Here is a 24,063-nt window from a genome sequence, read left to right as displayed (position 1 = left end):
TAATGCCGGACGTCAGCGTCATTCAGCTTTCCGATCTGCATTTCGGGGCCGGCAAGGCGAATCCCCATCCTTTCGGACGTTTGGCCAACGACGTCACAGCACTCGTCAATACTTTCCCCAACCCGGTTGTGCTCGCCAGCGGAGACATCACGTACAAGGGTAGTTCTCAGGGCTTTGAGGAAGCGGCCTATTTCTTCGAAAAAATCATAGGCGATACCGGCCTGCCAAAGGACCGCTTCTTGTTCTGCCCGGGCAACCATGACTGCCATGTGGATACGAAGTTCGAAGGCTTCGATGCGTTCACCTACCGTATCCGTCGCGATCGGGCCTGCAGTTTCACCGACGTACCATGTCAGGTACTGGACATCGCAGGGCTTACGTTCGTCCTGTTGAACTCGGCGCAGCATCTCGAGCATGGCTACGGTCTCGTCGACACTAAGGCGCTCGCCAAGGCCGTGCTCCCGGATGCGGCCAACACGGTCGCGGTGACGCATCATCATCTCATCCCCACGCACCAAGCGGATTGTTCGACGACACGCAACGCCTATGATTTACTCACCTGCCTTGACGAACGCCGCATCCCGGTCCTCCTCCACGGACATCAGCATATGACGAAGGGCATGCCGATCGGTCGAACACCCGTCCACGTCATCGGCGTCAATTCCTTCAACTTCGCTTATTCCGGCGGCCAGAACGCGCTGGGCGTCTTGGAATGGAAAGGCGACGCCATCACCTACTCACGTTACATCTACCTTAATGACGGCTTCGGAACCGCAGCCTCGCGCTTCGCTCACCACGATCATACGGAAATCAGATGAAGCCTCTATTCATTGTCTTCGAAGGGCTGGATGGATCGGGGACGAGTACACAATCGCGCATGCTCGTCGACCATCTTCGCCAAGTTCGGGGCGAGCGCGCCCACCTCACTACCGAGCCTTCTGCAGGGCCTGTTGGGCAGATGATCCGGAACGCGCTATCCGGGCGGCTGCAATTCGCAGCGGACGAGGCCGTCTACGACTTGCAGCTCGCCTATCTCTTCGCCGCCGACCGCCACGACCATCTGTGGAACGACACCGATGGTGTGATGAAACTCCTGGCGCGCGGCGAGCATGTGGTCTGTACCCGCTATTTCTTCTCGTCCTTTGCTTATCATTGCAAAACCGACGAGGATCTGACCTTCGTGCGATCGCTTAACGCCCGTTTCCCCGCCCCGGACGCCGTCATCTTCATCGACATTGAGGCGGAGACATCGGCCGGGCGGCTCGCCGAACGACCGCATCTCGATCGCTACGAGTCGCCCGAAAAGCTGCGTCAGGTGCGGGCGGCTTACGAGAGCAGCTTTCGTGGCTATAACGGACCCCTACTGCGCGTTATCGGAACAGACTCCCCCAAAAACATTCATTCCACGATCGTTGATTTCATAGGGAAGGTTGCCGGATGAGCATCGCCGACTATCATTCCTGTACGACGCTTGAGGAGGTCGCTGAACTTGCCGTCAAGAATGTGGAAGCCGATGGATCACCTTGGGTAAGCAACTTCTGCCTCAAGGTCCAATTCTCGGCCAATCTGTTAGCGAGTTCTGGCCTGCCAGACGCCGAGGCACGGGCCAAACTTTGGCAACAGACCTCCCGTCCCGAGGAACTGTTCTTTTCGCATGGCGAATATCTTGGAACCGCTGGCATTGCGCATATAGCGCAGGAATTGAAGGCGAAGCCTTCCAGCAACCGGGCTCTTGCTTCGCTGATCTCGGTGAAAGACATCGTCGGCAGTGCCGATACGCCACTACCGTCTTTCCTCGTGTTCCAATGTACGATCGACGATCAGACCCTGTACGCTACAGCGATTTACAGAGCCATGGAGGTCAAGCATTTTTTCCGTATCAATCTCGAAGAGATCCGGATGATGGCGCAACAGGTCTACGAGGTAAATCGTTCGGCAATCAAGCAGATAGCATTGTGTATCTTCTCGACACGCGCTTATATCAAGGATGGGATGAATACGCTAGAGCGTTGCAAGATTGACCGACTTAGTCAGCTTGAACTTATGCGCAGCCATCACGACAGGCTGCCGTCTCTTCTTCGAGAGAAAAGCAAACATTCTACTTTTCCGGAGACCGTTGGACTGGAGCATCTGCTCGCCATAGCCCAAGATAAGGGCCTCCCAGTAGACATGCAGGTACCGGGCAACAGCGAAGCTCTTCGCTCCAGATTGAAGAAGGCGATCGCCTATACATCTGATCTCAGGTCGCTCCGTGAAACGTCTTCACACCATGGCGACATTGAGGATCTTGAAGCACGTCTATCGGCTGAACTCGACAAACTTGCTGACGATATTGATCACGCCAGCAAGGCCGTTCCGGCATGACGCTCGACGAGATCCAGGAGATCCAGGCCGCCTTCGACAAGGCGCACGCTGGAGCCGTCCCGTTCTACGAACCGATCACGCCTGCGAACCTGCAGGCGCTCGAACATCTGCTCGTCTGCATTGCCGGCGAGGTGGGTGAGCTCGCTAACGTCGTGAAGAAAGTGCGGCGCGGAGACACACCGCTCGACGAAGCCTATCCCGCGATCATCGAGGAAAGCGCCGACATCCTCATCTACCTCGTCAAGCTGGCCAACCAGCTCGGCTTCAGCCTCGATCAGGCTTTCCAGGTCAAACTCGATCGAAACCGGGAGCGGTTCAGGCACTACGAGCGGTGATCGTTGCCGCAGCCACCGACCTGGATACCGCCTACCAGGAGATCCTGGGCCGTCTCCTCTCCGAAGGCGCGACGGTGCCAAGCCGCCTGGGAGACACACTCGACATCGGGCCCGCCGCCCTCTGCTTGGCACCCGGATCGGTTCCGTTGCTCGCCAATCGTAGCCGCGCCATTAACCCTGCTCTCGCGATCGTCGAGGCGTGCTGGATCCTGTCCGGCAGCGACGAACTCGCGCCACTTGCTCGGATCACTTCGAACTTTAATGCCTTCTCGGATGATGGGACGACGCTGGCAGGCGCCTATGGCAAGCGCCTCCGCCATCGCTTCGGCTTCGATCAGATCGAGGCCGCCGCCCGGCAGCTTCGCAACAATCCTGCGAGCCGCCGTTCCTTCGCGATGATCGCGACCCCGGACGATACCGTCTCGTCGTCGCGTGATGTCCCGTGCAATATCGCCCTTATGTTCCGGGTCGTCGACGGTGCTCTGGCGATGACCGTCGTCAATCGCTCCAACGACGCGATCTTTGGCCTGCCCTACGACGTATTCTCGCTATCGCTGGTCCACCACGCGGTCGCCACCCGCGCGGGTTTCCCTACGGGTAGCCATCTGCACATCGCCAACTCAATGCACCTCTACCTCGCCAACGTGGATACGGCGAGGCGTGCGCAGGCGAGTGTTCCCGCCGTCAAAATGCCCATAGGGAAGGCAGCGGCCGAATTCATGGCGACCTTGCTCGAGGAGGCCGACGCGATCGGGAATGTCGATCTCCCCCGTATTCGCGATTATCGTATTCGGACAGTTCTTCAGGCCAGCCTCTCAGCTCGTGACGCACGCGGTGACCTGTCGGGGATGCCGGACGACGACTGGCTCGGCCTCCTCGCCCATTCCTTTTTGACGCGCGGGCGGACGTCGGGTGTCGCCTCGCTGCCCGCCGATGTTTCCTGAAAAGCACCTGCTAGCAGAGGCGGCCGCAGCCGCACGCGACACCGACGACCCGCGCACAGCCGTTGGCTGCGTGCTCCACCACCCCATTAGTGGCCTGCTCGCACGCGCAGCCAACAGATTTCCCCCCGGCATCAACGCAACCGACCCCGCACGGCGCGAGCGCCCCGCCAAATATCTTTGGATCGAGCATGCCGAGCGGGCGGCGCTGCTGCGCGCAGCCCGCGACGGTATCGCCACCGTCGGCGCGTCAATCTATGTTTACGGCGGATTTCCGTGCGCAGACTGCGCGCGCGCTATAATCGCCGCCGGCATCGTGAGAGTCATCTATTCCCATGGCCCTTCCGAGGTCAGCCACTGGGCGGAAAACTATAGGGTCAGCCGAGCAATGCTGAACGAGGCAGGCGTCGCGATCACCGAGACCTCCATAGCGGGACAAACTGCCCATGGAACAGACAGCTAAGACCAGCGACCCTCGGCCTGAGTGACGTGGTCCCCGTTTTTTTCGTTCATCTGGACCTGTATTCCGCCTCAATACCTCGGAATTGCATGCAAAGCTCGGATCAAAATTCGAAGGTCAGGTCATCGCCATTGGGCTCGATGACGGCGACAACTGGGCGTGCAGTCGTCCGGCTGCGAAATTGCATAGGATGGTCGGTTCTGGCGAGTGCAGACGTTCAAGCGTCGAACGGCGAATGACTTGAGTTGGTTGGGTACCGCCCTGCCTGCGAATGCTTAAGCCATAGCAGCTATGACCTCGTCAAACCCAGAGCCAAGTGGACACAATGCCTTAGAGATCAGGGGAAAATTCGGTGGCGGGGAGGCTCGCTTTCGAAACTATCGGGCAAAGGATGCCAGTAGCCCGCAGAGCTGACCGTCGAGGTGTGCATTGGGCAGGCGTTCAAGGAGCGAAGCTGCTTCGCTCTGGCTAATATGCAGTGTGGCTCGCTCGACACTTCTTGAGCGAAAGCTCGTCAAGTGCAGGGTTACGGTCCATTCATTCGAACGATCAACTGCGATTTCGCTGGAGGCATGGCACAGGAAGGTTCGGTACCGTTGGTGTTCGCGAAAATCGTCGAGGGCTTTGACGACCCGCTCGCCGATCGATGCCAGGGGGCCTCCGGCACCAACCACGGCCTGCAAGGCTTCGAACCGTTGACCACCAGATGACGTAACAGGCTACCTGCGCCTGCGCTGGCAATTGTGGAGAGGAAAGCAAGCGCCTCGCTGACCGCTGCTTCCGCCATCGCGAATTCCTCGATGTAACGACCGCGCCAGAGGCTGACTTCGTCAGCGACATTGATCGTTAGGTCGGAGGTGCTGCAGTCGGTCTGGCTTGCTGTTTTCATGATGGCGCAGCGTGCCATGCAGCGGTTACCAGCAAATTGACGCGGGCACGTGAGCAATTGCAATCAAGAATGTTAGTCTGGTCCGTTGTTTGTCTGAAGCATCTGCTGCGACGGTCGTCGCTGGATTGCTCATTGCGCTGAATTTCGGCCTTGGTCTGACAGTTGCCTGCACGCTCCTTTCGCGCCGATAGCGTCAGCGTCGGCCGGAAACGTCGGCCGGCGATGAACCGGAAAATTGGAAAACCTGCCTAATGTCATCGACATCACGCTGTGCGGAACCTCTCCGCACCGGCGCCAGGAAGCGCGGCGTCGTCCGCAAGATCCCGAGTGAATACCTCGCCCCGCTGGCGGATGAATGGATCGATCCTGCCGGCTTCGCAGAAGCACTCTGTCTTCACCTGTCCCGCTACCAAGAATCCTATTTCATGTTGCACCGGGCCGTGATCCGGCCGGACGAGAAATTCTATCCCGCTACCATCAAGGCGTGGTGCTCGGGCAAGCGGACCCCGCGCAGCACGCTCAGCCTCGAAATCCTGGCCCGGATCGAAGCCCGCTATGCGCTGCCGGCAGGCTACTTCAAGGCGAAGCTGCCGCACCCTGCGCGGGCGCCGTCGGGTCTGAAGTTGGATGGCGTTCCGTCCGCCGAACAGCGACGGCTGGCTTGGCATCTGCCGGATGATTTCAACGAGCGCCCGCTCCCGGAGCGAAACGAGATTCTGGCATGGGTCCGGACCGTCGTGATCTCGGGCGCGACGGAGTACCGGCTCTATCAGGCTGCCGCGATGAAGAATCGCTACGGTCTCTGCTTCCCTTCCCTCACGGGCCGCAAGCCCCAGGCGAAGTCCGCCGCGATATCCGATGGCGATGGTGGTCCAGTCGATGAGGATGAAGAGCTCGGGCTTGCAAACAAGGTAGCGCCGCCGGGGCTGACGGCTGAGATTGCCCAGCTTGTGCACTTCAAGTCGTCGACGCTGACCGACATCGGCTTTCAGCGCAACGGCGTCTGGAACGAGGAAACCACCTCCATGAAGCTGGAGCATCTCGGCCTGATGTTCGGTGCAATGGCTGCCTCGCCGAAAGGCGTGATCGGTGGGCTCGGCATTCCGCTGCGCCAGCTGACACTGGCCATGCTTGTCCTGCCCCGGCTCTGGGACTGGTATATCCAGTGGCGCGAGCAGCGCCGTGGCTTCTTCACCCGGTGGGAAGTCGACATGCTGCGCAACGGCATGGCGTTTGCCCGCGAGGGAACCGGCTGGCTTCGCCAGATGTCGCAGCTGGCTGAGCGGCTGGTCCCGATTGTGGGCATCGCCACTGAGGGCGAGATCGATGACATTCGCGCCGACTGGCCGGCTGCCTGCGACCGGCTTCATGCCCATGCTGCGGCGCGGGCCAAGGAAATCGAGCGTGTGGCTCGCGTGCACCGTGATCCCTTCGAACCGATCCTGCCGGTGCTCGAAGCGGACAGTCCGGTCGGCGAATACCGCAAGATCGCCGACGAGGTCCTGCGCCTCGCGCCCGATGCCCGCCGGCATCCGCGCGCGGCGGCGGAGGCGGCGCGTTCGTTTCTCCTCATTCGCCTGGGCCTCCATCTTGGCGTCCGCCAGAAGAACCTGCGGCAGCTGCTTGTCTGCCCGCGCGGGCAGGCGCCGAGAACCGAACGCCAGCTCGAACTGCTGAAACGGGGCGAGCTTCGGTGGAGCGAGCGGGAAAGCGGCTGGGAGGTGCTGATCCCGGCGGCTGCGTTCAAGAACGCCGGTTCCTCCTTCTTCGGTGGACGGCCTTTCCGGCTGGTGCTTCCCGATCTTGGCGATCTTTACCGTCATATCGATGACTACGTCAGCCGGCACCGCGCCGTCCTCTTGGGCGGGGCGGAGGATCCCGAGACTTTCTTCGTGAAATCGGCCAAGGTGACAAGCAAGGATGCCGCCTACAACAGCAGCACCTTCTATGAAGCCTGGCGTCTGGTCATCCAGCGATATGGCATCTTCAATCCCTACACCGGCCGAGGCGCGATTGCGGGGCTGCTTCCGCACGGACCGCACAATATCCGCGATGTGCTCGCTACCCATATCCTGAAGCAGACCGGCTCTTTCGAGCGGGCAAGCTATGCGATCCAGGATACGCCCGAGATGGTGGCCAAGCACTACGGGCGTTTTCTTCCGCAGGACAAGTCGGCGCTGGCAGCGCAGATCCTCAATCAGGTGTGGATGGCGGCATGATCTAGCCGCCCCGTGCTGCGCACGGCCGCGCTCTACCCTCGCTGACGCTCGGGCCGAGCCGCCTGCGGCGTCTCGTCGGCATGGCCGTGACGATCGCTGTCGGGGCTGGACGCTGGCGCGTCCCGTCAGCGGTCTCCGCGGCTGCGCCGCGTCGGAGTTGCCCAGCTCCTGGCTGGCGGGGGGCGTCACGGCCCCTTGGCCCCGCCATGGCGCGCCGCAAGGCGGGCTCTGCCCGCCTCCTCCATTTCATTCCGGCCCTGCGGGTGCGCCGCGCCATTCGAGGCGAGGCCTGTGGTCCGCTCCTGCCGCCCCCCGCCACCCCGGCGCCGGTCAATGGCGGTTGGAGAAAGGAAGCAGGAGAAATGAACAGGGCAGATCGTCAGAGCCTGTACGGCGAAGTCACGGCGCGGATCATCGCCGAGCTCGAGGAGGGCAGGCTTCCCTGGGGGCAGCCTTGGGATAGTTCGCGGTGTCCGTGCATGATGCCGTGCAATGCGGCATCGGGGCGGGCCTATTCGGGGATCAATATCCTGATCCTGTGGTGTGAGGCGGCGGAGCGGCAGTTTTCCTCGCAGCGCTGGCTGACCTACCGGCAGGCTATCGCGGCGGGCGGCAATGTCCGGCGCGGCGAGAAGGGCACGGTGGTGTGCTACGCGGACCGCTTCACGCCAAAGGACGAGGCCGAGAAGGCGGCCGGCGAGGACCGGGAGGCGAGAACGATTGCGTTTCTGAAGCGCTTCGTTGTCTTCAATCTTGATCAGATTGAGGGACTGCCGGAGCGGTTCATGACGGAACCGGGGGTGTCTGACCCGGTGATGCAGATTGCCGAGGTCGACCGGCTGATCGCGGCAAGCGGCGCGGATTTCCGGATCGGCGGGCACGAGGCGTTCTATTCCCCGACGCAGGATTACGTGCAGGTTCCTCCGCAGGCTGCCTATCACGAGCCGGTAAACTGGTTTCGCACAGCCCTCCACGAGATGGGGCACTGGGCCGGCGGCAAGGCAAGGCTGAACCGGGATATGTCCGGAAAGTTCGGTTCCGCCCAGTATGCAAGGGAGGAACTTGTCGCGGAAATGACGGCGGCCTTCACCTGCGCCTCGCTCGGTATCCATCCGACGGTACGGCACAGCGATTACCTCGGTGCGTGGCTGGAGGTCATGCGCGCCGATGAGAAGGCGATTTTCCGGGCGGCGAGCGCTGCCAGCAAGGCGGCCGATTTTCTGCTGGCCTTTGCGGAGGACGCGGCATGACCGGCTTTCTCTATCGGTTCGAACAGCGGATCCACGAGGCGTTTCTGCGCCATGCATTTCCCGAGTACGAGGACCCGCAGCACCGGCGGCTGGCCCGGGCGATCCGTTCGCTGCCCTATGTCACCAACAATGTGTTCTGCATGTCGCGGTTTCAGGGGCTGACGTATGAGCAGATCGCCGAGCGGCTGCATATCACCCCCGAGCGGGCGCAGCGAGAAATGGGCCGGGCCATGGGCATGATCATCCAATCCACGAAGCGGCAGCAGCGCAAGGGATGGTGACAAAGTCAGGGCGCGCCCGCAGTAGCGGGCGCGCCCGATCTTGCGCCGGGGGCGGGGCACGGGTTCAGCAGCGGGGCGGGAAGTCCTCGACGGTGTAGGAGATGGGATTGTTCATCCATTCGGTGACGGCGCTCTCGCGCCAGCCGCAGCACCGCGCGGCGATGCGGACCTGGGCCGGGAAAGTCCCGGTCTGGACCTTGCGGTAAAGCGTGGCACGGGACAGGCCCGTGCGGTCGAGCACGGCATTGAGGCGCAGGAAACGATCAGGGGGCGTCATGTTCATGTGGCACGTCCTCCGGTTTGACGAGGTGGACTGGCCGGCCGACGAGCAAGATCGGGCTAAATCGCGTCCGTCGCAAGGGCGCTAATTGGCGTTTATCGGATATTGCCGGACAGGATTCCCCGAGTTGAACCGAATGGGACATCAGGGGACACTCGTGGACACCAAAAAAATTTCAGCACCGGACCGGCGATTTTGGCGTTCGTGTCCCAAGCCGTCTCAGCGAACGCAGTGCGTTGTGATCTTTCCGCATTTATCATGACCGAAGGCTCGGGCGCGCTTCTGTGTCCGAGCCTTCGGTCGTCGCCGATCGCCTGCGCCGGGGGCGAGGTCAGGACGGCGTCGCTTGTCTTCGCGAGCGGGCATGGCCGGTGACGTGGCAAACGTGATCGACGAGCCCGCCGACGAGCATCCGCACCCGGTCGGGCGTGAAGCCGCCGTCGTCGGGATACTGGCCTTCGGTGAGGTGCATCCGGTTCCATTTCCAGTAGGGCGCCAGCACCTGGATGAGCCGCGCTGTCTCGGCGCAATCGTAGCCGAACGCCGTGACGTTGGCATAGGCCAGCGAACGGTCAACATTGAGGCTGATATACCGCGCGCACCAACTGTCCGGAAAACCGACATCGAGCAGGTGCGATGACAGCGCCAGTTGCACGACGATCCCGGTCGAATAGAGGAAGTCCGGCCAGTCGCCGGGCGCGTCGGGCGCCAGGCTGCCCATGAATTCCTCCGCGCGGACGTAGCGCGCGAGGCTGAGTTTGCGACCCTCCTGGGTGCGGACCAGCCGCACCGGCTGTGCGCCGTAGATCTTCCACAGCGCGGCGAGCGCCGAATTCTCGTCGGGGAGCGAGTTGAGTGCCGCCGAGACGGCGGCCGTTTCATCGGGTGAAGTCGCAGGAACAAGGCTGTTCATTTAGCACCTCCGGGTCCGCATCGGGGCGGGTTGGCGGAAGGCTAAGGGACCATGCGGACCAGTCCCGAACTCCCGCACGCTAACGCGCGGGAGCCGCCGGAGCTGGTAACATGCCAGAGACATGCGCCGCCGCCTTTCACCCGAGGGTTTGGACATACGCGACGGCACCCCGGAAAACCGTGTTTTCCGAGTTTGCTTCTCTGGCGGGATTACCAGTCCCGGCGCTGCCCTTTGCGCAGCGCCCCAGCAGGATAACAGACGGGAATCCTTAGGCCAAGGACTGACTGGAATCGGCGGCGCTCGCGCCGCATGCGACGCGCTTGGAAAGCGCTCGATCGCTCGCGCAGCCTAGAAGTGGAAGCGCGATCTGCGGCGGTGCGAACGATGGCCATGATAGGGCTCGCAAGCGGTGCCGTCGCCGTCGGCATCGAGCTCGGCGCGGTAGCCCGGTTCGCCGACTTGGATCGGCGCCCGGCCCGCGGCGCGCGCCTAGTCGCAATCGGCATAGTAAGCCCGAGCGTTTGCACCCGCCGCAGAGCCGGTGTCCGGCAGCAGACGCCCCGTCAGTTCGCGGATACTGTTACCCTGCATGCTGAGATAAAAGGCACCGCCGCCGACGAGCGCGGCCACGGCGAACCACATCGCGATTCTGCCGACGGCCACGCGCCGCTGCCGCAGAAGGCGGCGCCAGCGAAACTGCCGTCTGTGCTGGATCGGCACCGTGCGAAACGGCCGGTCTTTTGGCATCGCTTTTCCCCCGCAGCCCGGCCCCTCGGTCTCCGCGCGCGGCGACCGAGGGGACGGGGATCTTTGTGCCGCTAACTCTCTAACGGATCGCTAAAGGCCCGCAGGCCGCGCCGCCGCCACAGCGTCAGCGCCTGCTCGCGATCTCCGCCGCGCAGTCTTGCCGCTGCGTCGACCAGAAGGCCAAGGATCACCGCGCGGTCATCCTCGGTCAGTTCGAGCAGTTCGGCTTTGACGATTAGGCCGCCGAGCTCAATGAGCCGGCGGGTCCGTTCGCGCCGCTTCACTTGCCACTCGCGCCGGTCATGCCGCGCCCGGCTCGCCGAGAGGCAATTGTGCGCCGCCCGGTTCCGGCGCAGCGCTGCGCGGCTTGCTCCCAGCTCCCGCGCGAGGGCTTTTGCCGTGCCCTGAAAAGAACGCGGCACCTTGCTTGCGCCATGCCTCCTTTCTCGCTGCGTCCGTGGTGGTCGCGGCTTCGAGCAGGGCGCCCGCCAGCACTTCGGCGGCCAGGGCATCGGCACCAGTCGCGTTCACCAGTTCGCCGAGCTGGCTGGTCTTGCGGGTTTTGAGTTGCCGCGCCTTGTCGTTAAGCACTTTGAGTTCGGCGTCATAGTCACGGGGTTTGCGCATCGTCCGTCCTTTCGTTGATGGAGGCGGACAGTTCAGCTATCGGGAGTCTCACGGCCGAACAATAGCGTGAAATCTCTTGGGATTTCGCGTTCCCGAGTGCGATGAAATCGTTCGAGGGCGCGCTTATACGTCGTGCCGACGTGCTGCTTGAAGTGTAAATGGATGGCCGTCATGGCGATCTACCACTTCTCGGCCAAAGTCATTTCCCGCGCTACCGGCTCCTCGGCGGTGGCCGCCGCCGCCTATCGTTCCGCCTCGCGGCTGCACGATGAGCGGCTGGGGCGCGATCATGACTTTTCGAACAAGGCGGGCGTCGTCCACTCGGAAGTGATCCTCCCCGAGAACGCCCCCGAACAGTGGCACAACCGCGAGTGCCTGTGGAACGATGTCGAGGCGGCCGAGAAGCGCAAGGACGCGCAGCTCTGCCGCGAGGTCGAGTTCGCCATTCCCCGCGAACTCGACCAGGCCGAAGGCATTCGCCTGGCCCGTGACTTCGTGTCCCGCGAGTTCGTGGCGCGCGGCATGGTCGCCGATCTCAATGTGCACTGGGATATCGGCGAAGACGGCCAGCCCAAGCCCCACGCCCATGTGATGCTCGGCATGCGCGAAGTGACCGAGGAAGGGTTCGGTGCCAAGGTGCGCGACTGGAACCGCACCGAACTGCTTACGCATTGGCGCGAAGCCTGGGCCAATCACGTCAATCAGCGGCTGGCCGAACTCGACATCGATGCGCGGATCGATCATCGCTCGCTGGAGGCGCAGGGGATAGAGCTGGAACCACAGCACAAGATAGGTCCTGCTGCCTCGCGCATGGCGGGGCAGGGGCTGGAGAGCGAGCGGCTTGAAGAGCATCACGCGATCGCCCGCGCCAATGGCGAGAAGATCCTCGCCAATCCGGCAATCGCGCTCGATGCGATTACCCACCAACAGGCCACCTTCACCACTCGCGACCTCGCCAAGTTTGTCCACCGGCACAGCGACGGGAAGGAGCAGTTCGATCAGGTCCTGGGCGCGGTCAAATCCTCGCCCGAGTTGATCGCACTGGGCAAAGATGGGCGCGGGGAATATCGCTTCACGTCGCGGTCGATGATCGAGACCGAGAAGCGGCTTGAGAAGGCCACCATCAAACTCGATGCCGAACGGCGTCATGGCGTTAGCCGCGCCATGCAGGAAAAGGCGCTGGCCCGTGCGGAGGCGAGGGGGCTCTCGCTATCGGGCGAGCAGCGCGGCGCGCTCGAGCATGTGACCAATGGCCGAGGGCTTTCCTCGGTGATCGGCTATGCCGGTACCGGCAAGAGCGCGATGCTCGGTGTTGCCCATGATGCCTGGCAGTCGGCGGGCTATGAGGTGCGTGGTGCGGCGCTCTCCGGGATCGCCGCCGAGAATCTGGAAAGTGGCTCGGGCATTGCAAGCCGCACCATCGCCAGCATGGAGCGCCAATGGGCGCAGGATCGCGAGTTGCTGACCGATCGCTCGGTGCTGGTGATCGACGAGGCCGGGATGGTCGGCACCCGGCAGATGGAGCGGGTGCTCTCCGAGGCCGAGAAGCGCGGCGCCAAGGTCGTGCTGGTTGGCGATCCCGAGCAGTTGCAGGCGATCGAGGCGGGCGCCGCCTTCCGCAGCATTGCCGAGCGTCATGGCAGCGTCGAGATCATGCAGGTGCGCCGCCAGGGCGAGGAGTGGCAGCGCGAGGCCACCCGCGATCTGGCGACCGGGCGGACCGGCGAAGCGCTGCTCGCCTACGAAAAGGCCGGGCATGTCCATGTCTCAGCGACCCGCGATATCGCGCGCGAGGCGCTGGTCGGACAGTGGGATCAGGATAGGAGGGCGCATCCCGAGGCGAGCCGGATTATCCTCACCCATACCAACGACGAAGTGGGTCAGCTTAACGAGGCGGCGCGGACCCGCCTGCGCGCGGCGGGCGAGCTGGGCGAGGATGTCGCGCTCAAGGTCGAACGCGGCGAGCGGGTCCTTGCGGTGGGCGACCGTGTCATGTTCTTCCGCAACGAGCGCAGCATGGGGGTGAAGAACGGGTCGCTCGGAACCCTCCGCAGCGTTTCGCCCTTCAGCATGGCGGTCACGCTTGATGATGGCCGGTCGGTCGCCTTCGACCTCAAGGATTATGCCGATGTAGATCACGGCTATGCCGCGACGATCCACAAGGCACAGGGCATGACGGTGGACCGGGTGCAGGTGCTCGCCACGCCGGGGCTCGATCGGCACGGCGCCTATGTGGCGTTGTCGCGCCATCGGGCACAGGTCGACCTTCACTATGGCAAGGATGACTTTGCCGATCGATCCAAGCTGGTGCGCGCGCTGAGCCGGGATCGTTCGAAGGATATGGCGTCCGATTACGGTCCGGCCTTCGAGAAGAAGCGCGAGCCGGATCTAGCGGCTGCGGTCAAGCGCGATCCCTTCGCCGGGCTCAGGCTCAAGGCTCCGGAGGTCTTGCAGCAGGCAACGCCGCTCGAAGTGGCAGTGCGCGGCTATGGCCGCGCGGTGCAGGACATTCTCAGGATTCAGGACAAGGGGCTGGAGCCGATCGGTCTCCAGTGGCAGGCGCTCACCACGGCGGCGCAGAATCTCGACCGCCAGCGCGAGCACGGTGCCCGCGATCTCCATATGGCCTTAACCAAGGCGCCCGACCTCGTCGATGAGACCGGCAAGGGTCAGACCCGGCGCGCAATCCAGGCGATGATGGCCGAGAGCGAAATCCGCATCGCCGCCGATCTGCGGGCCGACCGCTTTGTCGCCGAATGGCAGAACCAGACCCGGCAATTTATGCGGATGCGGAGGATGCATCATGCGCTCGGGGAAGAGAGTGCGCTGGAGCGGATCGACCACCTCGCCAAGGCCCTGCACCGCGACCCCGAGCTCGAGTCGCGGCTGCGCAACCGGGGCGCCGAACTGGGGCTGGGATCGCTTGAGAAAAGATCGCCGTCTCAGGCCATCCAGGGATGGCTGGACCGCTCGCGTTCGCGCGGCCTTGGGCTTTAGGCTGGCTGGATGACCCAGAACCAGACCCCCGAAGAGCTCGATCCTGCTGCTGCGTTTGAGGCCATGGGCCGGCGCCTGGCAGGACTTACCGCCGCCGTCGACGGTCTCGCCGTCACCTTCCAGGAGGTGCATGCCCGCGATTACAGTCCGGAGCTTGCGAAGATCGATGCGCAGTTCGAGGCCGTCCGGGTGTTCGTCGACAAGCTGAAAGAGAAACCGGCGATGGCGTTGACGCCGGAGAAGATCGCCGCCGAGATTCAGGCGGCGGGAACGGACGGGCGCCATGCCGATCACGCGGCGTGGCGACAGGCGCAGCACGAACTGCATATTGCCGCCAATTCGATCGGCCGGGTCGTGGGATCGGCCTTGGAAGAGCAGCGGCAGCTGAAATGGCTGCTCATTGGCGTAAGCATCGCATTGTTCTGGGGCATCATCCTCGGGAGTGTGTGTCCGCCGGCTATAGATCGCCGGATGCCGGAGAGCTGGTATTGGCCCGAGCAGCGCGCGGCGGACGTTCTGCAGCGGGATGGCTGGGCTGCCGGGGAGCGCCTCCTGGAAGTTTACGATCCCGAGAGGTGGGCGAAGGTCAAAGCTGCGATGCAATCGCTGGAGGAAAAGAGCGCGGAGGCTGGGAAAGATGCGAAGCCACAAGCGGGGCGCGGTAAGAGCGGAAGCGCCAGAGGTCGTGATCGCGGCAGGTGAAAGTGGCGGCACCACTGGCACCAAAAGAACGGCAGGCCGCGAACATCCGATGGGAGATAAATTCCGCGCCTATCGGTGAAGCCGGGTTGGCTTCGAATCCTTGAAAAACAAAATTTCGGTCTCGAAGTGCGGGACGTCCAGTTCCGGCAACTCGCGACCCTTCCCGGCCATTCAGATGCCGATTTCGCGGTCCCAGAAGCGGGACCGGCAGCTTTCCCATCCCAGACGCGTAGGACGGGCCGACAGCAGACATGATCGATGGCGGCCTTTCGGCAACTGTGAACGTTAAAATTGCGCGCCCCGTCGATGTGGGCACGAACCGCATCGCGCTCAATATGGAAGGTATTTACGAGACCAATCCGAAGAAGGTCACGCCGCACGTTTCGGCGTTCGTGAGCGGGGTCTTTGCCGACGGGCCCCTGGGCATTAACCTAGGCGTCAACTACGAGCGCCGGCGCGTCATCCAGACCGGTTTTACCGGTTACGGCGTCGAAACGGCGAAAGAATCCAACAAGAACCTTGATAACAATCTCGATAGCTATCTCGACGATACCTACAGCTTTGATCACGCCACGACGATCGTTTCAGATGACGGCGAATTCGTGCGAAAGTCGGCGGTCGGCGGAATCCAGTTCAAGCCTTCGGACAACTTCGACATCCACATCGACGCGATTTATACCGATTTTCTCGACAGCTTCAATCGTTACGAGCATCAGTTGCGCTGGACGAACATTTCGGCGACGGGTGCAAAGATCGTGGGCAGCACCATCAATTCCGATGGTTTGCTGACCTTTCTTGACGCCAATGGCGTGGACCATCAGTCCAACAATCTCCTCTGGTCGACGCGCAACCAGACGTTCGCCTCTGGCATTGGTACTGCATGAAGTTCGGTCGGCTGTCCTTGTCCGTTGACCTCAGTTACTCGCGAGCGCAACGCAACCTGGAAGCGTTTACGGTCGTGGCGCCGCGCTCACCGACTTCGGCGTCCTACGATCTGAGCGGCGGTCTTGGCGCGGATTACGCCATGGCCTGCTCAAGCCTCTGCTTCCGCCGCTCCCAGTCTGGCATCACCTTCGCCAACAATTCGAAAAAAGTCGCACCATGATGGGGTTCGGTCACGTGGCAAAGTTCGTGCGTGATGACGTAGTCGATGGCGTCGAGAGGGGCTTCGATCAGGCGCCGGTTCAGCATCAAACGTGCGCCTGGCGACATCGAACCCCAGCGCTGCTTCAATTGGCGAACGATTAGGCCTTTGGGGCGGCGCAATTCGCTATCGTGGAATCGCTCAAGGTTTGCCTGAATGCGTTCGGCAAACTTGGCCTGTGCCTTTTCCCGATACCATGCTTCGACAAGTTCACGGGTCGTTTCGGGACTTAGGGGGCGGTGTGTCTGCACGACCAGATGGCCCCGGGTCATTTTCACCGCCCGTTGCACATGGGGCACCACTTTTAGGCGGTATTGGCGGCCGAGGTAACGGTGCGTTTCGCCCGGCAGAAACTGGCGCTCGGGCATGCGTGGCATGAATTGAGCGAAATAGCGCTGCTGGCGCATGATCCAGCCAGCCCGCTTGCGCACTTTCGCCTCGATCGCCTCAGCGCTGGCATCCTGTGGCGCGGCGACAACGACAGACATGTCTGGCTCAACGGCAATTTCGAGTGTCTTGCGCGCACGGTGAACAACGCGATACGCGATGCGGGTCTCGCCGAATTCCAGGCTGAGAAAGACGTCTTCCGTCACGGAAAACGCGCCCTGGCGAGGTCGAGAATCTTCTGCTCGAGATCGTCCAGCATGTCCACCGGAACCCCGATGCCCTTTTCATCGCGCAGCACGTCGAAGAAGTAATCGTCGATCGCGTTGCGCATGTTGTTCTGCGCCACGTCGTTCGACCAGACCCCGACGATGTGATGGGCTTTAATGATGGCAATGATGTCGAGCGCCACTTGTGCAGCAGCGTCTTGATCGATCGGCTCGCCATCTTCGCTGGACAGTCGGCCGTCGAGCAGTCCGAAAAAGGCCTGACCGTCGTCGTCGCCTTTCACAGCATCGGGCACTTGCCGGCCGCGATCCTTGCGAGCGACCTTGCTGGCCAAGTCAACCACGCTGCCCAGGTATTCACGTTCCGACAGCCGCCGTTCGCGATAAGCTCGAATAGTCTCCTCCAGCAGGTCCGAGAACTGGCGGTAAAATGCCGGATCTTCGTCCATTTTCTCGGTGATGGTGCGGCGCGTTGCGCTGGCAATGCGGTCGGCCTTCGAGCCTTCCGACACCCCATTTTCCTCGACTACCGCTTTCAGGGCTTCGGGATCGTTGATGTTGACCACCTCGATGATCGTTTCGGCGGGCAAAGCCACGACATGATCGTCGAGCAGTTTCTGGATCTTGGGCTCGAACTCCTTGATGTCGACGATTTCCTGATACCGCAACTGGACCGAGCGGCGCAGTTCGGAAAACCGCTTCCAGTCGCGCTTCATTGTGTCGATCTTGGCGTCGTCAAACACATCGAGGAATTTGTCCGACGACATCGCGATGTGCAGGCACCGGCCATAGGCCTTGAGCCGCTCATAGAAATCGTGCCGGATTGCCTCATCGGCCAGGAACCGCTCGAATTCCTCCATGTCCTTCTTGTTACGGACAGATTTGAACAGATCCCACAGCTGGTCGTGCAATTGGGGTAGCCGGCGGATCTCTTCGCGCACATCGTGAACCGTGCCGGCAAGGTCGCCATCATCATAGCCATCAAACGCGCTGTAGGTGGTCAGCGCGCTGTCCAGCTCGCCCAGCAGACCTTCGTAATCGATGATGAAGCCGAACTGCTTTTCAACGCCATCTTCCTCAAACAGCCGGTTCACGCGCGCGATTGCCTGCAGCAGGTTATGCTCTTTCAGCGGCTTGCACACATAGAGCACCGTGTTGCGCGGCGCATCGAACCCGGTCAGCAGCTTGGACACCACGATCAGGATTTCCGGATCGCCCGAGCCCTTGAAGGCGTCGATGATCTGCCGGTTGTATTCCTCCTCGGACTTGTACTGCGCCATCTGCTGGTCCCAGAACTTGCGGACCAGATCCTTCGATTCCTTGTCGACTTCCTCGTTCCCCTCGTTGTCGTTTGGGGGCGACATGATGATTTCGCTGGTGACATGGCCGATATCGTCCAGCATTTCCTTGAAACGGATGGCCGCAGCCTTTGAAGGCGCAACCAACTGCGCCTTGAAACCGGTGCCCTGCCAGTGCTGGCGGTAGTGCTCCGAAATGTCATAAGCCTTCGCCCGGACTGCCTGGCCGGTCTTGGCCAGCGCATCCATGCGCGAGAATTTCCGCTTCAAATCGGCCTTCTGCTGGCCGGTCAGGCCTCCGCTGATCTTCTCGAACCATTTGTCGATCACTGGACCGGAGATCTGCTGCTCGACCATGCGGCCTTCATAGAGCAGCGGCACAACGGCCTCATCGGCCACCGCCTCGTTGATCGCATATTTGTGGATCAGCCCACCGAAGGTCGAAAGCGTATTCTTGTCCTTCTTCAGCAGCGGCGTACCGGTGAAGCCCAGATAGCAGGCGTTGGGAATCAGGCGCCGCATCTTGGTGGCAAACTGGCTGTGCCCGCCCAGCTTGCCGGTCTGGGTGCGGTGGCTTTCATCAACCAGCACGAAGATGTTCGCATCATCGTCCGGCTGCGCACTGCCACGTAGCGCGGTGTCGAACTTGTTGATGATGGTTGTGATCAACGGGGTCTTGTGCTCGATCAGTTCCAGCAAGTTGGCCCCGGTCGTCGCCCGCACCGGCTCCATATCGCAGGATTTGAACGTACCCTTGATCTGCTTGTCGAGATCGTCGCGATCGGTGACGATGATGATGCGCGGGTTCACGATAGCCCGGTCCAGCGCCAAGGCGCGGCCCAGCATCACCATGGTCAGCGATTTGCCAGACCCCTGCGTGTGCCAGATCACACCACCCTTGCGCGAACCGTCTAGGTCGCGCTGCTTGATGCGCTCGACCGCCTTGCGAATGCCGAAAAACTGCTGGTGCCGGGCCACCTTGCGCACCCCGCCATCGAACACCGTGAAACGCCGGATCAGGTCCAGCATCCGTTCTGGCCTGCACAGCGCAAACAAGGCCCGGTCTTGCGGTGAAACCGTGCGTGGCCCCTCAGCGGCCATGGCGTCGAAATAGCGCCGCGCACTCGCGGAATCGCCCGAGAACACGATGGCTTTTTCCGACTCGGTCAAGACGCGGTTGGCGATGGGCGCGATCACCTCATCGCTGTCCTCCTCATCGCGCCACGTGCCCCAGAACTTCTGCGGCGTGCCCACCGTGGCATAGCGCGCATCCACCCGGTTCATGGTCAGCAGCAGCTGCGCGAAATGGAACAGCTGCGGAATGTTGTCTTCGCTTTGATAGCCGATAAGCTGGCTGCCAGCCTTCTTCAGGCTTTCGGTCGGGCGCTTGTTCTCGATCACCAGGACCGGAATGCCATTGACGAAAGCAACGATGTCGCACCGCTTGGTCTGCGTGCTGCCCGTGCGCTCCACCGTGTATTCCGCCGTCACATGCAGCGTGTTGTTTTCCGGGTGGTCCCAATCGATGAAGCGGAACGAATAGCTTTTGGAATCGCCGTCGATCGCCTTGGTGATCGTGGTGCCCAGCACCAGGGTGTCATAAACGTCCTGATTGGTGGCCTTCAGCCCCCTGATCCGATCCGGCGTAGGCTTGAGCCGGCGCAGGGCCTCGTGCGCGTCCTCCAAGTCGAAGGGATATTCGCGGCCCTTGTGTGTGAAGCGGTTGATCCGCATGAAGCTTTCGACCGCGATGTCATCCAGGACCACGTTGCGCAGCCGATCTCCGCGCAGTTCCAGCGCCCGGGCCTGGGACAACGGCGCGAAGCCCATCGCCACCAGCATTTGCAGCGCCGGGATCTGGGACTGGTGCTTTTCAGCGGCTTCAAAGCTCACGGCCAAAACTCCGGATCGGGAGAGTGATTGAAATTTTCATCTAGATGGGCCATATACTCGCCCAAGGATTGGGCTTTTTCCGGTCGACGAAAGGGTTCTGGAAAGGCCGGGGCCCTTTTGTTTTTCTGGGTTTTCTCGATGGCAGACGTTAGATGCCGTTCGCCCCTGTCAACCCACGGTTGACTTTTTCCCAATTTTGTGTATAGAACCGGCGTGAGTTCATTGCCCATCGGCCGTGAACCTATCGAGGCTTCGGGCGCTGAGCCAGCATAGCAAATCAGCGCCCGCCATTTCTTAACGTAGCGCATTGAGGCAATCCTGAAGGCTCCAAGCGGGAGCCTGAACGATTTTGCCGATGCTGTTGTCGGCTTTGTAGCATGTCATGAATTGCGCCTTGAGCGCATCTTGGCGATGGAGCCTGACGCCGATCACGATCACGAAATTGTCGATGACGACGGTCACACGACGCGCAGGTTCATGGCGCTGGTATCGGCTGTTCCAGCCCTGGAAACGCTGCGCCTGCTGATCCGCTAGCGCAGGAACGATCCAGTCGAGTCGCTCTGCACGATCCAGCGAGAAGACGTCCTTGCTGCCTCGGCGGTTCGAACTTTCGAAAAACGCATGATCGAAATCGGTCTTGCGGAACAGCACGCTGATGCCGTCGTGCGTGACAATGCCACCACGACACAGCGTCGCCTCATAGTGGGCGCGATAGGCGTCAGCATCGGCCAGATGGAGCAGCGGGGGCATCACCATCCGCCACCCAACTGGATGCGGAAGATGTTGAATTTTTCTTCGTATTTGCCAGTGGCGGACAAGCGGCGCCGGTTGAGCCGACGCTCGAGATGAGCCACCACCGCTTCCTTGGCTGGGCCAAGGTCCCGCCGCTCGTTGAGGCGCGCCGAGGCCGCGCCCAGCAAGACATCGCAAAGTTGCAGCAGCACGACTTCGGGCGAAGGCAATGACTGAACATCAGCGATCACCGACGTGCGGTTCGCCGTCCTCAGCACCCGCTTCAGCGTCGAGAGGCGCGAGCGGTCGCGGTTCTGCTTCAGGTCGCAAAAGACGGTATATTCGTTGTTGTCGAGTATCCAGTGATGCAGCACCTGGTAGTAGAACTTGTAGAAGCCCAGTTCGGCATCGCCGTTGTGGAGGGCGACCTGCATCTGCGTGCGGTCCACGGCAATGCAGCGAAACCGCAGATCCAGCCCAAAGCTCATGAACAGATCGATCAGATCGATGTAAAAGGCCTGCTTCGACGGAGACGCCTTGCGCCATTTGATTTCCCCGTGAACGCCATGCCGCGCGCGCAAGGCCGCGATCCGGGCCTTGACGCTATCGCGCAGATCGTTGGGAAGCCAAAGGCTGCCGATCATCAGATAACGCCCCCTGGGGTGGGCGGTGGTGAACAGATCGGGCAGCGTCTCGTCGCAGTAGACCTCGAATTTCATGGGACCACCTGCCATTCCCCCGTCAGCAGCTTTTGCATCAAGCCGCGTTTTTGGCGCGTAAGGGCGGCGATTTCGCGGTCGGTCAGGTCGATATCGGCTTTTGCAGCGTTGAGGACCGCGACGATGGCCCGCTGCTCTTCAATCTCTGGCAGGCGCAGTTGCAGGGCGGCTAGGTCGTCGTAATAGGTCCGCTGGCGAACGCTGCCGGAGCCACCGGCATTGATGTGGTGCAGCCACCAGCGGGTCTGGCGCAGGTGATCGAGATAGTCTGGCTCCATGCTGTCCGGGCGGCAGGCAAACACGATATAATCCGGGCTGACGAGGAAAGTCTCCCCGGCCTTGTTCATCGCGATGGAGCCGACGTTGATACGCATCGGATTGTAAGCGAAGCCGAGCGGGGGCAGCAGCAGGTAGCGGCTGATGTCGCCCGCCACCGTCTGTTCGCGCATGGGCACGATTCCACGCGCATTGCTGACCCCCATGACGGCAGCACGGCCAAACGCCAGCTTGGCGTTCCGCTGCGTCAGTTCCCCCGTGACCTCGCCCAGTCGCCGCATTGGCCAGTTCGGGCGAGACGCCCCCATTCGCATTGTGCCGAAAAGCAGGGATGCCCGCAGCGCGTCGAGACGTGCCTCCTTGGCTTTGCGCAGGGCGGAGAGTTTTTCCAGCTCTAAGTCCCAAGTCCGCAGGATCGCTGCGATCTTGCGCTGCTCAGGGAGTGGTGGAATCGCAAAAATGCGCTTTTCCATATCCCTTTTTTGGACATGAACTAATGCTGATGCCCCATGCGACGACGCTTCGATCTTTTGCGTTTCGAACCCTAGAAGTTGAAAAAGAAAGTCACGGTCGCTTCCGTTCTTTGGTTTAACTTTCCAAGTATGGTAATTTAGAACGCCTTTTGGCCCATTCCAGATATGCGGCCCAAATGAAGCGCCACGGCTTCCAGACCACGCAAACAGTAGTTGTCCTGGCGAAATTTCAATTTTTTTGTCATAACCCCCAGAATAATAGTTAAAATTATCGGAGCCATTTAGGTTTTGAATCCGGATAATTGGGAGACCTTCCCTTTTCCATTCATGAGGTTTGAAGCCGCGACCATTCACAAGCTCGCAAACTTCTTCAAGTTGGAGATGTTGCCAACCATCACGCATTGACGCCCAGCTCCTTCAGATAAGCCCGCATCTGCGCACGCACTTCGGCCAATTCGCCCTCGATACGGTCGATTTCCGTCTGCACGGCTGCAACGTTGATTTCCTCTTCCGCCTCGAACGTGTCGACATAACGAGGGATGTTCAGATTAAAGTCGTTCTCGGCGATCTCCTCCGGGCTGGCCCGGTGCGAATATTTCGCCTCCTCGGCGCGGGCGCGGTAGGTGTCGACGATCCGCTCGATATGCCCCGCTTCCAGCAGGTTCTGGGTCTTGCCGGGGGTAAACTCGCGGCTCGCGTCGATGAACAGCACATCGCGCCGGTCGGCATTGGCCCCGCCGTCCTCGCGGCTGCGGTCAAACACCAGAATGGCCACGGGAATGCCGGTGGTGGTGAACAGGTTGGCGGGCAGGCCGATCACCGCGTCGAGCAGGTTTTCTTCGATCAGCGCCTTGCGGATCGCCCCTTCGCCGCCGCCGCGAAACAGCACGCCATGCGGCACGATCACCGCCACGCGCCCGGTCTGGCGCTTGGCGATTTCGATCATGTGGCTGATGAAGCCATAATCGCCCTTGGACTTGGGCGGAATGCCGCGCCAGAACCGCTTGAACGGATCATCGCCAGCATGTTCCGCGCCCCACTTGTCGAGGCTGAACGGCGGGTTGGCCAGCACCACGTCGAACTTCATCAGATGGTCGCCCTCGACCAGCGCCGGGCTGTTCAGCGTGTCGCACCATTCGATGCGCGCGGCATCCTTGGCGTGCAGGAACATGTTCATCCGCGCCAACGCCCAGGTTGCCCCGTTCACCTCCTGCCCATAGAGCGCGAAATTGTCCGACCCCACCTGTTGCGAGGCCTGAATGAGCAGCGAGCCGGAGCCGCAGGCCGGATCGCAGATGGTGTTGCCCGGCTGTGGATTGGCAAGCCGCGCCAACAGACCCGACACGGCGGATGGGGTGTAGAACTCGCCCGCCTTCTTGCCCGCGTCCGATGCAAAGCGCGAGATCAGGTAGATGTAGCATTCGCCGATGATGTCTTCCGACACGCGACTGGGGCGCAGGTCGAGCGCAGGCTTGGCGAAGTCCTCCAGCAGGTTCTTCAGGCGGCGGTTGCGGTCCTTGACCCTGCCCAGATTGGCTTCGGAATTGAAGTCGATGTTGCGGAAAACGCCTTCCAGCTTGGCGATGTTGGTACGCTCGATGGCTTCCAGCGCGATGTTAATCAGCTCGCCGATGTTGGGTTCGTTGCGCCGCTCGTGCAGGTCGTAGAAGCTGGCGCCTTCGGGCAAGACAAAGCGTTCACGCTCAAGCCGGCGACGGATGCGCGCCTCATCGCCACCGAATTGATCGCGATAGGCTTCAACGTGCTCGTTCCAGAGGTCCGAAATGTACTTCAGGAACAGCATCACCAGGATGTAATCCTTGTACTGCCCGGCATCGACCGCGCCACGAAACGTGTCGCACGCCGCCCAAGCCGTCTGGTTGACCTGTTGCTGAATCTGTTGGTCGGTCAT

25 protein-coding genes and 1 pseudogene are annotated in these 24,063 nt (G+C 61.6%); 12 read left to right on the top strand and 14 right to left on the bottom strand.

What is annotated here, in order from left to right:
- The first annotated feature begins 2 nt into the window (after window positions 1–2).
- Genes ACXJ16_RS11845 through ACXJ16_RS11820 form a run of 6 tightly spaced genes read left to right on the top strand, consistent with a single transcriptional unit; the run spans window position 3 to window position 4,103 of the window.
- Complete coding sequence (locus ACXJ16_RS11845; protein WP_463920744.1) at window positions 3–818, top strand: metallophosphoesterase family protein; 816 nt, start codon at window positions 3–5, stop codon at window positions 816–818.
- The gene (gene tmk, locus ACXJ16_RS11840; protein ID WP_463920743.1) at window positions 815–1,441 is read left to right on the top strand and encodes a dTMP kinase; all 627 of its coding nucleotides are present in this window, start codon (window positions 815–817) and stop codon (window positions 1,439–1,441) included. Before ACXJ16_RS11845 ends, tmk begins: the two co-directional genes overlap by 4 nt.
- Window positions 1,438–2,364 carry a hypothetical protein gene (locus ACXJ16_RS11835; RefSeq protein ID WP_463920742.1) on the top strand — a complete coding sequence of 309 codons (927 nt, stop codon included), beginning with the start codon at window positions 1,438–1,440 and terminating at the stop codon, window positions 2,362–2,364. The genes tmk and ACXJ16_RS11835 overlap by 4 nt, the downstream gene beginning before the upstream one ends.
- Window positions 2,361–2,699 (top strand): MazG nucleotide pyrophosphohydrolase domain-containing protein, encoded by a 339-nt coding sequence (locus ACXJ16_RS11830; protein WP_463920741.1) that lies wholly within the window; start codon window positions 2,361–2,363, stop codon window positions 2,697–2,699. Before ACXJ16_RS11835 ends, ACXJ16_RS11830 begins: the two co-directional genes overlap by 4 nt.
- Window positions 2,696–3,643, top strand: a complete 948-nt coding sequence (locus ACXJ16_RS11825) for a thymidylate synthase (RefSeq protein ID WP_463920740.1) — start codon at window positions 2,696–2,698, stop codon at window positions 3,641–3,643. Before ACXJ16_RS11830 ends, ACXJ16_RS11825 begins: the two co-directional genes overlap by 4 nt.
- On the top strand, window positions 3,633–4,103 hold the full coding sequence (locus tag ACXJ16_RS11820) for a deaminase (RefSeq protein ID WP_463920739.1): 471 nt from the start codon (window positions 3,633–3,635) through the stop codon (window positions 4,101–4,103). The genes ACXJ16_RS11825 and ACXJ16_RS11820 overlap by 11 nt, the downstream gene beginning before the upstream one ends.
- 523 nt (window positions 4,104–4,626) lie before the next feature.
- Here ACXJ16_RS11820 and ACXJ16_RS11815 read toward each other — a convergent pair.
- Window positions 4,627–5,007, bottom strand: a complete 381-nt coding sequence (locus ACXJ16_RS11815; protein ID WP_463920738.1) for a hypothetical protein — start codon at window positions 5,005–5,007, stop codon at window positions 4,627–4,629.
- Window positions 5,008–5,240: 233 nt separating this feature from the next.
- On the opposite strand from ACXJ16_RS11815, the gene ACXJ16_RS11810 reads away from it, so the two are divergent.
- The 3 genes from ACXJ16_RS11810 (at window position 5,241) to ACXJ16_RS11800 (ending at window position 8,739) form a co-directional block, all read left to right on the top strand.
- Window positions 5,241–7,208 (top strand): adaptor complexes medium subunit family protein, encoded by a 1,968-nt coding sequence (locus ACXJ16_RS11810; RefSeq protein ID WP_463920737.1) that lies wholly within the window; start codon window positions 5,241–5,243, stop codon window positions 7,206–7,208.
- A 362-nt stretch (window positions 7,209–7,570) separates the two neighbouring features.
- Entirely contained in the window at window positions 7,571–8,458 is an 888-nt protein-coding gene (locus ACXJ16_RS11805) for an ArdC family protein (RefSeq protein ID WP_463921789.1), read from the top strand.
- Window positions 8,455–8,739 (top strand): sigma factor-like helix-turn-helix DNA-binding protein, encoded by a 285-nt coding sequence (locus tag ACXJ16_RS11800; RefSeq protein WP_463920736.1) that lies wholly within the window; start codon window positions 8,455–8,457, stop codon window positions 8,737–8,739. The genes ACXJ16_RS11805 and ACXJ16_RS11800 overlap by 4 nt, the downstream gene beginning before the upstream one ends.
- Before the next feature lie 64 nt (window positions 8,740–8,803).
- Here the strand turns inward: ACXJ16_RS11800 and ACXJ16_RS11795 are convergent, their stop codons facing one another.
- The 6 genes and pseudogenes from ACXJ16_RS11795 to ACXJ16_RS11770 all read right to left on the bottom strand — a co-directional run bounded on the left by ACXJ16_RS11795 (window position 8,804) and on the right by ACXJ16_RS11770 (window position 11,306).
- Window positions 8,804–9,022, bottom strand: coding sequence for a helix-turn-helix transcriptional regulator (locus tag ACXJ16_RS11795; RefSeq protein ID WP_463920735.1), 219 nt, complete (start codon window positions 9,020–9,022; stop codon window positions 8,804–8,806).
- Between the two features lie 328 nt (window positions 9,023–9,350).
- Window positions 9,351–9,932: a hypothetical protein gene (locus ACXJ16_RS11790; protein ID WP_463920734.1), complete on the bottom strand. Its 582-nt coding sequence runs from the start codon at window positions 9,930–9,932 to the stop codon at window positions 9,351–9,353.
- Between the two features lie 348 nt (window positions 9,933–10,280).
- A pseudogene (locus ACXJ16_RS11785) lies at window positions 10,281–10,409 on the bottom strand (excalibur calcium-binding domain-containing protein); the annotation flags it as partial.
- Between the two features lie 12 nt (window positions 10,410–10,421).
- Window positions 10,422–10,679 (bottom strand): hypothetical protein, encoded by a 258-nt coding sequence (locus ACXJ16_RS11780; protein WP_463920733.1) that lies wholly within the window; start codon window positions 10,677–10,679, stop codon window positions 10,422–10,424.
- 71 nt (window positions 10,680–10,750) lie between these two features.
- Window positions 10,751–10,963 carry a conjugal transfer protein TraD gene (locus ACXJ16_RS11775; RefSeq protein ID WP_463920732.1) on the bottom strand — a complete coding sequence of 71 codons (213 nt, stop codon included), beginning with the start codon at window positions 10,961–10,963 and terminating at the stop codon, window positions 10,751–10,753.
- Between the two features lie 16 nt (window positions 10,964–10,979).
- A complete protein-coding gene (locus tag ACXJ16_RS11770) occupies window positions 10,980–11,306 on the bottom strand; it encodes a conjugal transfer protein TraD (protein WP_463920731.1) in 327 nt (108 codons plus the stop codon).
- 171 nt (window positions 11,307–11,477) lie between these two features.
- On the opposite strand from ACXJ16_RS11770, the gene traA reads away from it, so the two are divergent.
- The 3 genes from traA to ACXJ16_RS11755 all read left to right on the top strand — a co-directional run bounded on the left by traA (window position 11,478) and on the right by ACXJ16_RS11755 (window position 15,889).
- On the top strand, window positions 11,478–14,303 hold the full coding sequence (gene traA / locus ACXJ16_RS11765) for a Ti-type conjugative transfer relaxase TraA (RefSeq protein ID WP_463921788.1): 2,826 nt from the start codon (window positions 11,478–11,480) through the stop codon (window positions 14,301–14,303).
- A gap of 9 nt (window positions 14,304–14,312) precedes the next feature.
- On the top strand, window positions 14,313–15,005 hold the full coding sequence (locus ACXJ16_RS11760) for a DUF6118 family protein (protein ID WP_463920730.1): 693 nt from the start codon (window positions 14,313–14,315) through the stop codon (window positions 15,003–15,005).
- A 251-nt stretch (window positions 15,006–15,256) separates the two neighbouring features.
- Window positions 15,257–15,889, top strand: a complete 633-nt coding sequence (locus ACXJ16_RS11755) for a hypothetical protein (protein WP_463920729.1) — start codon at window positions 15,257–15,259, stop codon at window positions 15,887–15,889.
- Between the two features lie 133 nt (window positions 15,890–16,022).
- On the opposite strand, the gene ACXJ16_RS11750 is transcribed toward ACXJ16_RS11755, so the two are convergent.
- Genes ACXJ16_RS11750 through ACXJ16_RS11720 form a run of 7 tightly spaced genes read right to left on the bottom strand, consistent with a single transcriptional unit; the run spans window position 16,023 to window position 24,063 of the window.
- The gene (locus ACXJ16_RS11750) at window positions 16,023–16,742 is read right to left on the bottom strand and encodes a M48 family metallopeptidase (protein ID WP_463920728.1); all 720 of its coding nucleotides are present in this window, start codon (window positions 16,740–16,742) and stop codon (window positions 16,023–16,025) included.
- Entirely contained in the window at window positions 16,739–19,951 is a 3,213-nt protein-coding gene (locus ACXJ16_RS11745) for a type I restriction endonuclease subunit R (RefSeq protein ID WP_463920727.1), read from the bottom strand. The genes ACXJ16_RS11750 and ACXJ16_RS11745 overlap by 4 nt, the downstream gene beginning before the upstream one ends.
- A complete protein-coding gene (locus ACXJ16_RS11740; RefSeq protein WP_463920726.1) occupies window positions 19,948–20,259 on the bottom strand; it encodes a hypothetical protein in 312 nt (103 codons plus the stop codon). The genes ACXJ16_RS11745 and ACXJ16_RS11740 overlap by 4 nt, the downstream gene beginning before the upstream one ends.
- Window positions 20,246–20,701: a hypothetical protein gene (locus ACXJ16_RS11735; protein WP_463920725.1), complete on the bottom strand. Its 456-nt coding sequence runs from the start codon at window positions 20,699–20,701 to the stop codon at window positions 20,246–20,248. Before ACXJ16_RS11735 ends, ACXJ16_RS11740 begins: the two co-directional genes overlap by 14 nt.
- Window positions 20,701–21,402 (bottom strand): DUF3800 domain-containing protein, encoded by a 702-nt coding sequence (locus tag ACXJ16_RS11730; RefSeq protein ID WP_463920724.1) that lies wholly within the window; start codon window positions 21,400–21,402, stop codon window positions 20,701–20,703. Before ACXJ16_RS11730 ends, ACXJ16_RS11735 begins: the two co-directional genes overlap by 1 nt.
- Entirely contained in the window at window positions 21,399–22,553 is a 1,155-nt protein-coding gene (locus ACXJ16_RS11725) for a restriction endonuclease subunit S (protein WP_463920723.1), read from the bottom strand. Before ACXJ16_RS11725 ends, ACXJ16_RS11730 begins: the two co-directional genes overlap by 4 nt.
- Window positions 22,546–24,063 (bottom strand): type I restriction-modification system subunit M, encoded by a 1,518-nt coding sequence (locus ACXJ16_RS11720; RefSeq protein ID WP_463920722.1) that lies wholly within the window; start codon window positions 24,061–24,063, stop codon window positions 22,546–22,548. The genes ACXJ16_RS11725 and ACXJ16_RS11720 overlap by 8 nt, the downstream gene beginning before the upstream one ends.

Source organism: Novosphingobium sp. TK71 (assembly GCF_055361505.1).
The sequence above is the reverse complement of the archived record's forward strand: the minus strand, read 5'-3'. Positions and strand labels throughout refer to the sequence as shown.

Excerpts from the sequence above, each read along its gene's own strand:
- ACXJ16_RS11845 (WP_463920744.1), top strand. The coding sequence starts at position 3 with ATGCCGGACGTCAGCGTCATTCAGCTTTCCGATCTGCATTTCGGGGCC.
- tmk (WP_463920743.1), top strand. The coding sequence starts at position 815 with ATGAAGCCTCTATTCATTGTCTTCGAAGGGCTGGATGGATCGGGGACG.
- ACXJ16_RS11835 (WP_463920742.1), top strand. The coding sequence starts at position 1,438 with ATGAGCATCGCCGACTATCATTCCTGTACGACGCTTGAGGAGGTCGCT.
- ACXJ16_RS11830 (WP_463920741.1), top strand. The coding sequence starts at position 2,361 with ATGACGCTCGACGAGATCCAGGAGATCCAGGCCGCCTTCGACAAGGCG.
- ACXJ16_RS11820 (WP_463920739.1), top strand. The coding sequence starts at position 3,633 with ATGTTTCCTGAAAAGCACCTGCTAGCAGAGGCGGCCGCAGCCGCACGC.
- ACXJ16_RS11815 (WP_463920738.1), bottom strand. The coding sequence starts at position 5,007 with ATGGCACGCTGCGCCATCATGAAAACAGCAAGCCAGACCGACTGCAGC.
- ACXJ16_RS11810 (WP_463920737.1), top strand. The coding sequence starts at position 5,241 with ATGTCATCGACATCACGCTGTGCGGAACCTCTCCGCACCGGCGCCAGG.
- ACXJ16_RS11805 (WP_463921789.1), top strand. The coding sequence starts at position 7,571 with ATGAACAGGGCAGATCGTCAGAGCCTGTACGGCGAAGTCACGGCGCGG.
- ACXJ16_RS11800 (WP_463920736.1), top strand. The coding sequence starts at position 8,455 with ATGACCGGCTTTCTCTATCGGTTCGAACAGCGGATCCACGAGGCGTTT.
- ACXJ16_RS11795 (WP_463920735.1), bottom strand. The coding sequence starts at position 9,022 with ATGAACATGACGCCCCCTGATCGTTTCCTGCGCCTCAATGCCGTGCTC.
- ACXJ16_RS11790 (WP_463920734.1), bottom strand. The coding sequence starts at position 9,932 with ATGAACAGCCTTGTTCCTGCGACTTCACCCGATGAAACGGCCGCCGTC.
- ACXJ16_RS11780 (WP_463920733.1), bottom strand. The coding sequence starts at position 10,679 with ATGCCAAAAGACCGGCCGTTTCGCACGGTGCCGATCCAGCACAGACGG.
- ACXJ16_RS11770 (WP_463920731.1), bottom strand. The coding sequence starts at position 11,306 with ATGCGCAAACCCCGTGACTATGACGCCGAACTCAAAGTGCTTAACGAC.
- traA (WP_463921788.1), top strand. The coding sequence starts at position 11,478 with ATGGCGATCTACCACTTCTCGGCCAAAGTCATTTCCCGCGCTACCGGC.
- ACXJ16_RS11760 (WP_463920730.1), top strand. The coding sequence starts at position 14,313 with ATGACCCAGAACCAGACCCCCGAAGAGCTCGATCCTGCTGCTGCGTTT.
- ACXJ16_RS11755 (WP_463920729.1), top strand. The coding sequence starts at position 15,257 with ATGATCGATGGCGGCCTTTCGGCAACTGTGAACGTTAAAATTGCGCGC.
- ACXJ16_RS11740 (WP_463920726.1), bottom strand. The coding sequence starts at position 20,259 with ATGCGCTACGTTAAGAAATGGCGGGCGCTGATTTGCTATGCTGGCTCA.
- ACXJ16_RS11735 (WP_463920725.1), bottom strand. The coding sequence starts at position 20,701 with ATGCCCCCGCTGCTCCATCTGGCCGATGCTGACGCCTATCGCGCCCAC.
- ACXJ16_RS11730 (WP_463920724.1), bottom strand. The coding sequence starts at position 21,402 with ATGAAATTCGAGGTCTACTGCGACGAGACGCTGCCCGATCTGTTCACC.
- ACXJ16_RS11725 (WP_463920723.1), bottom strand. The coding sequence starts at position 22,553 with ATGCGTGATGGTTGGCAACATCTCCAACTTGAAGAAGTTTGCGAGCTT.
- ACXJ16_RS11720 (WP_463920722.1), bottom strand. The coding sequence starts at position 24,063 with ATGACCGACCAACAGATTCAGCAACAGGTCAACCAGACGGCTTGGGCG.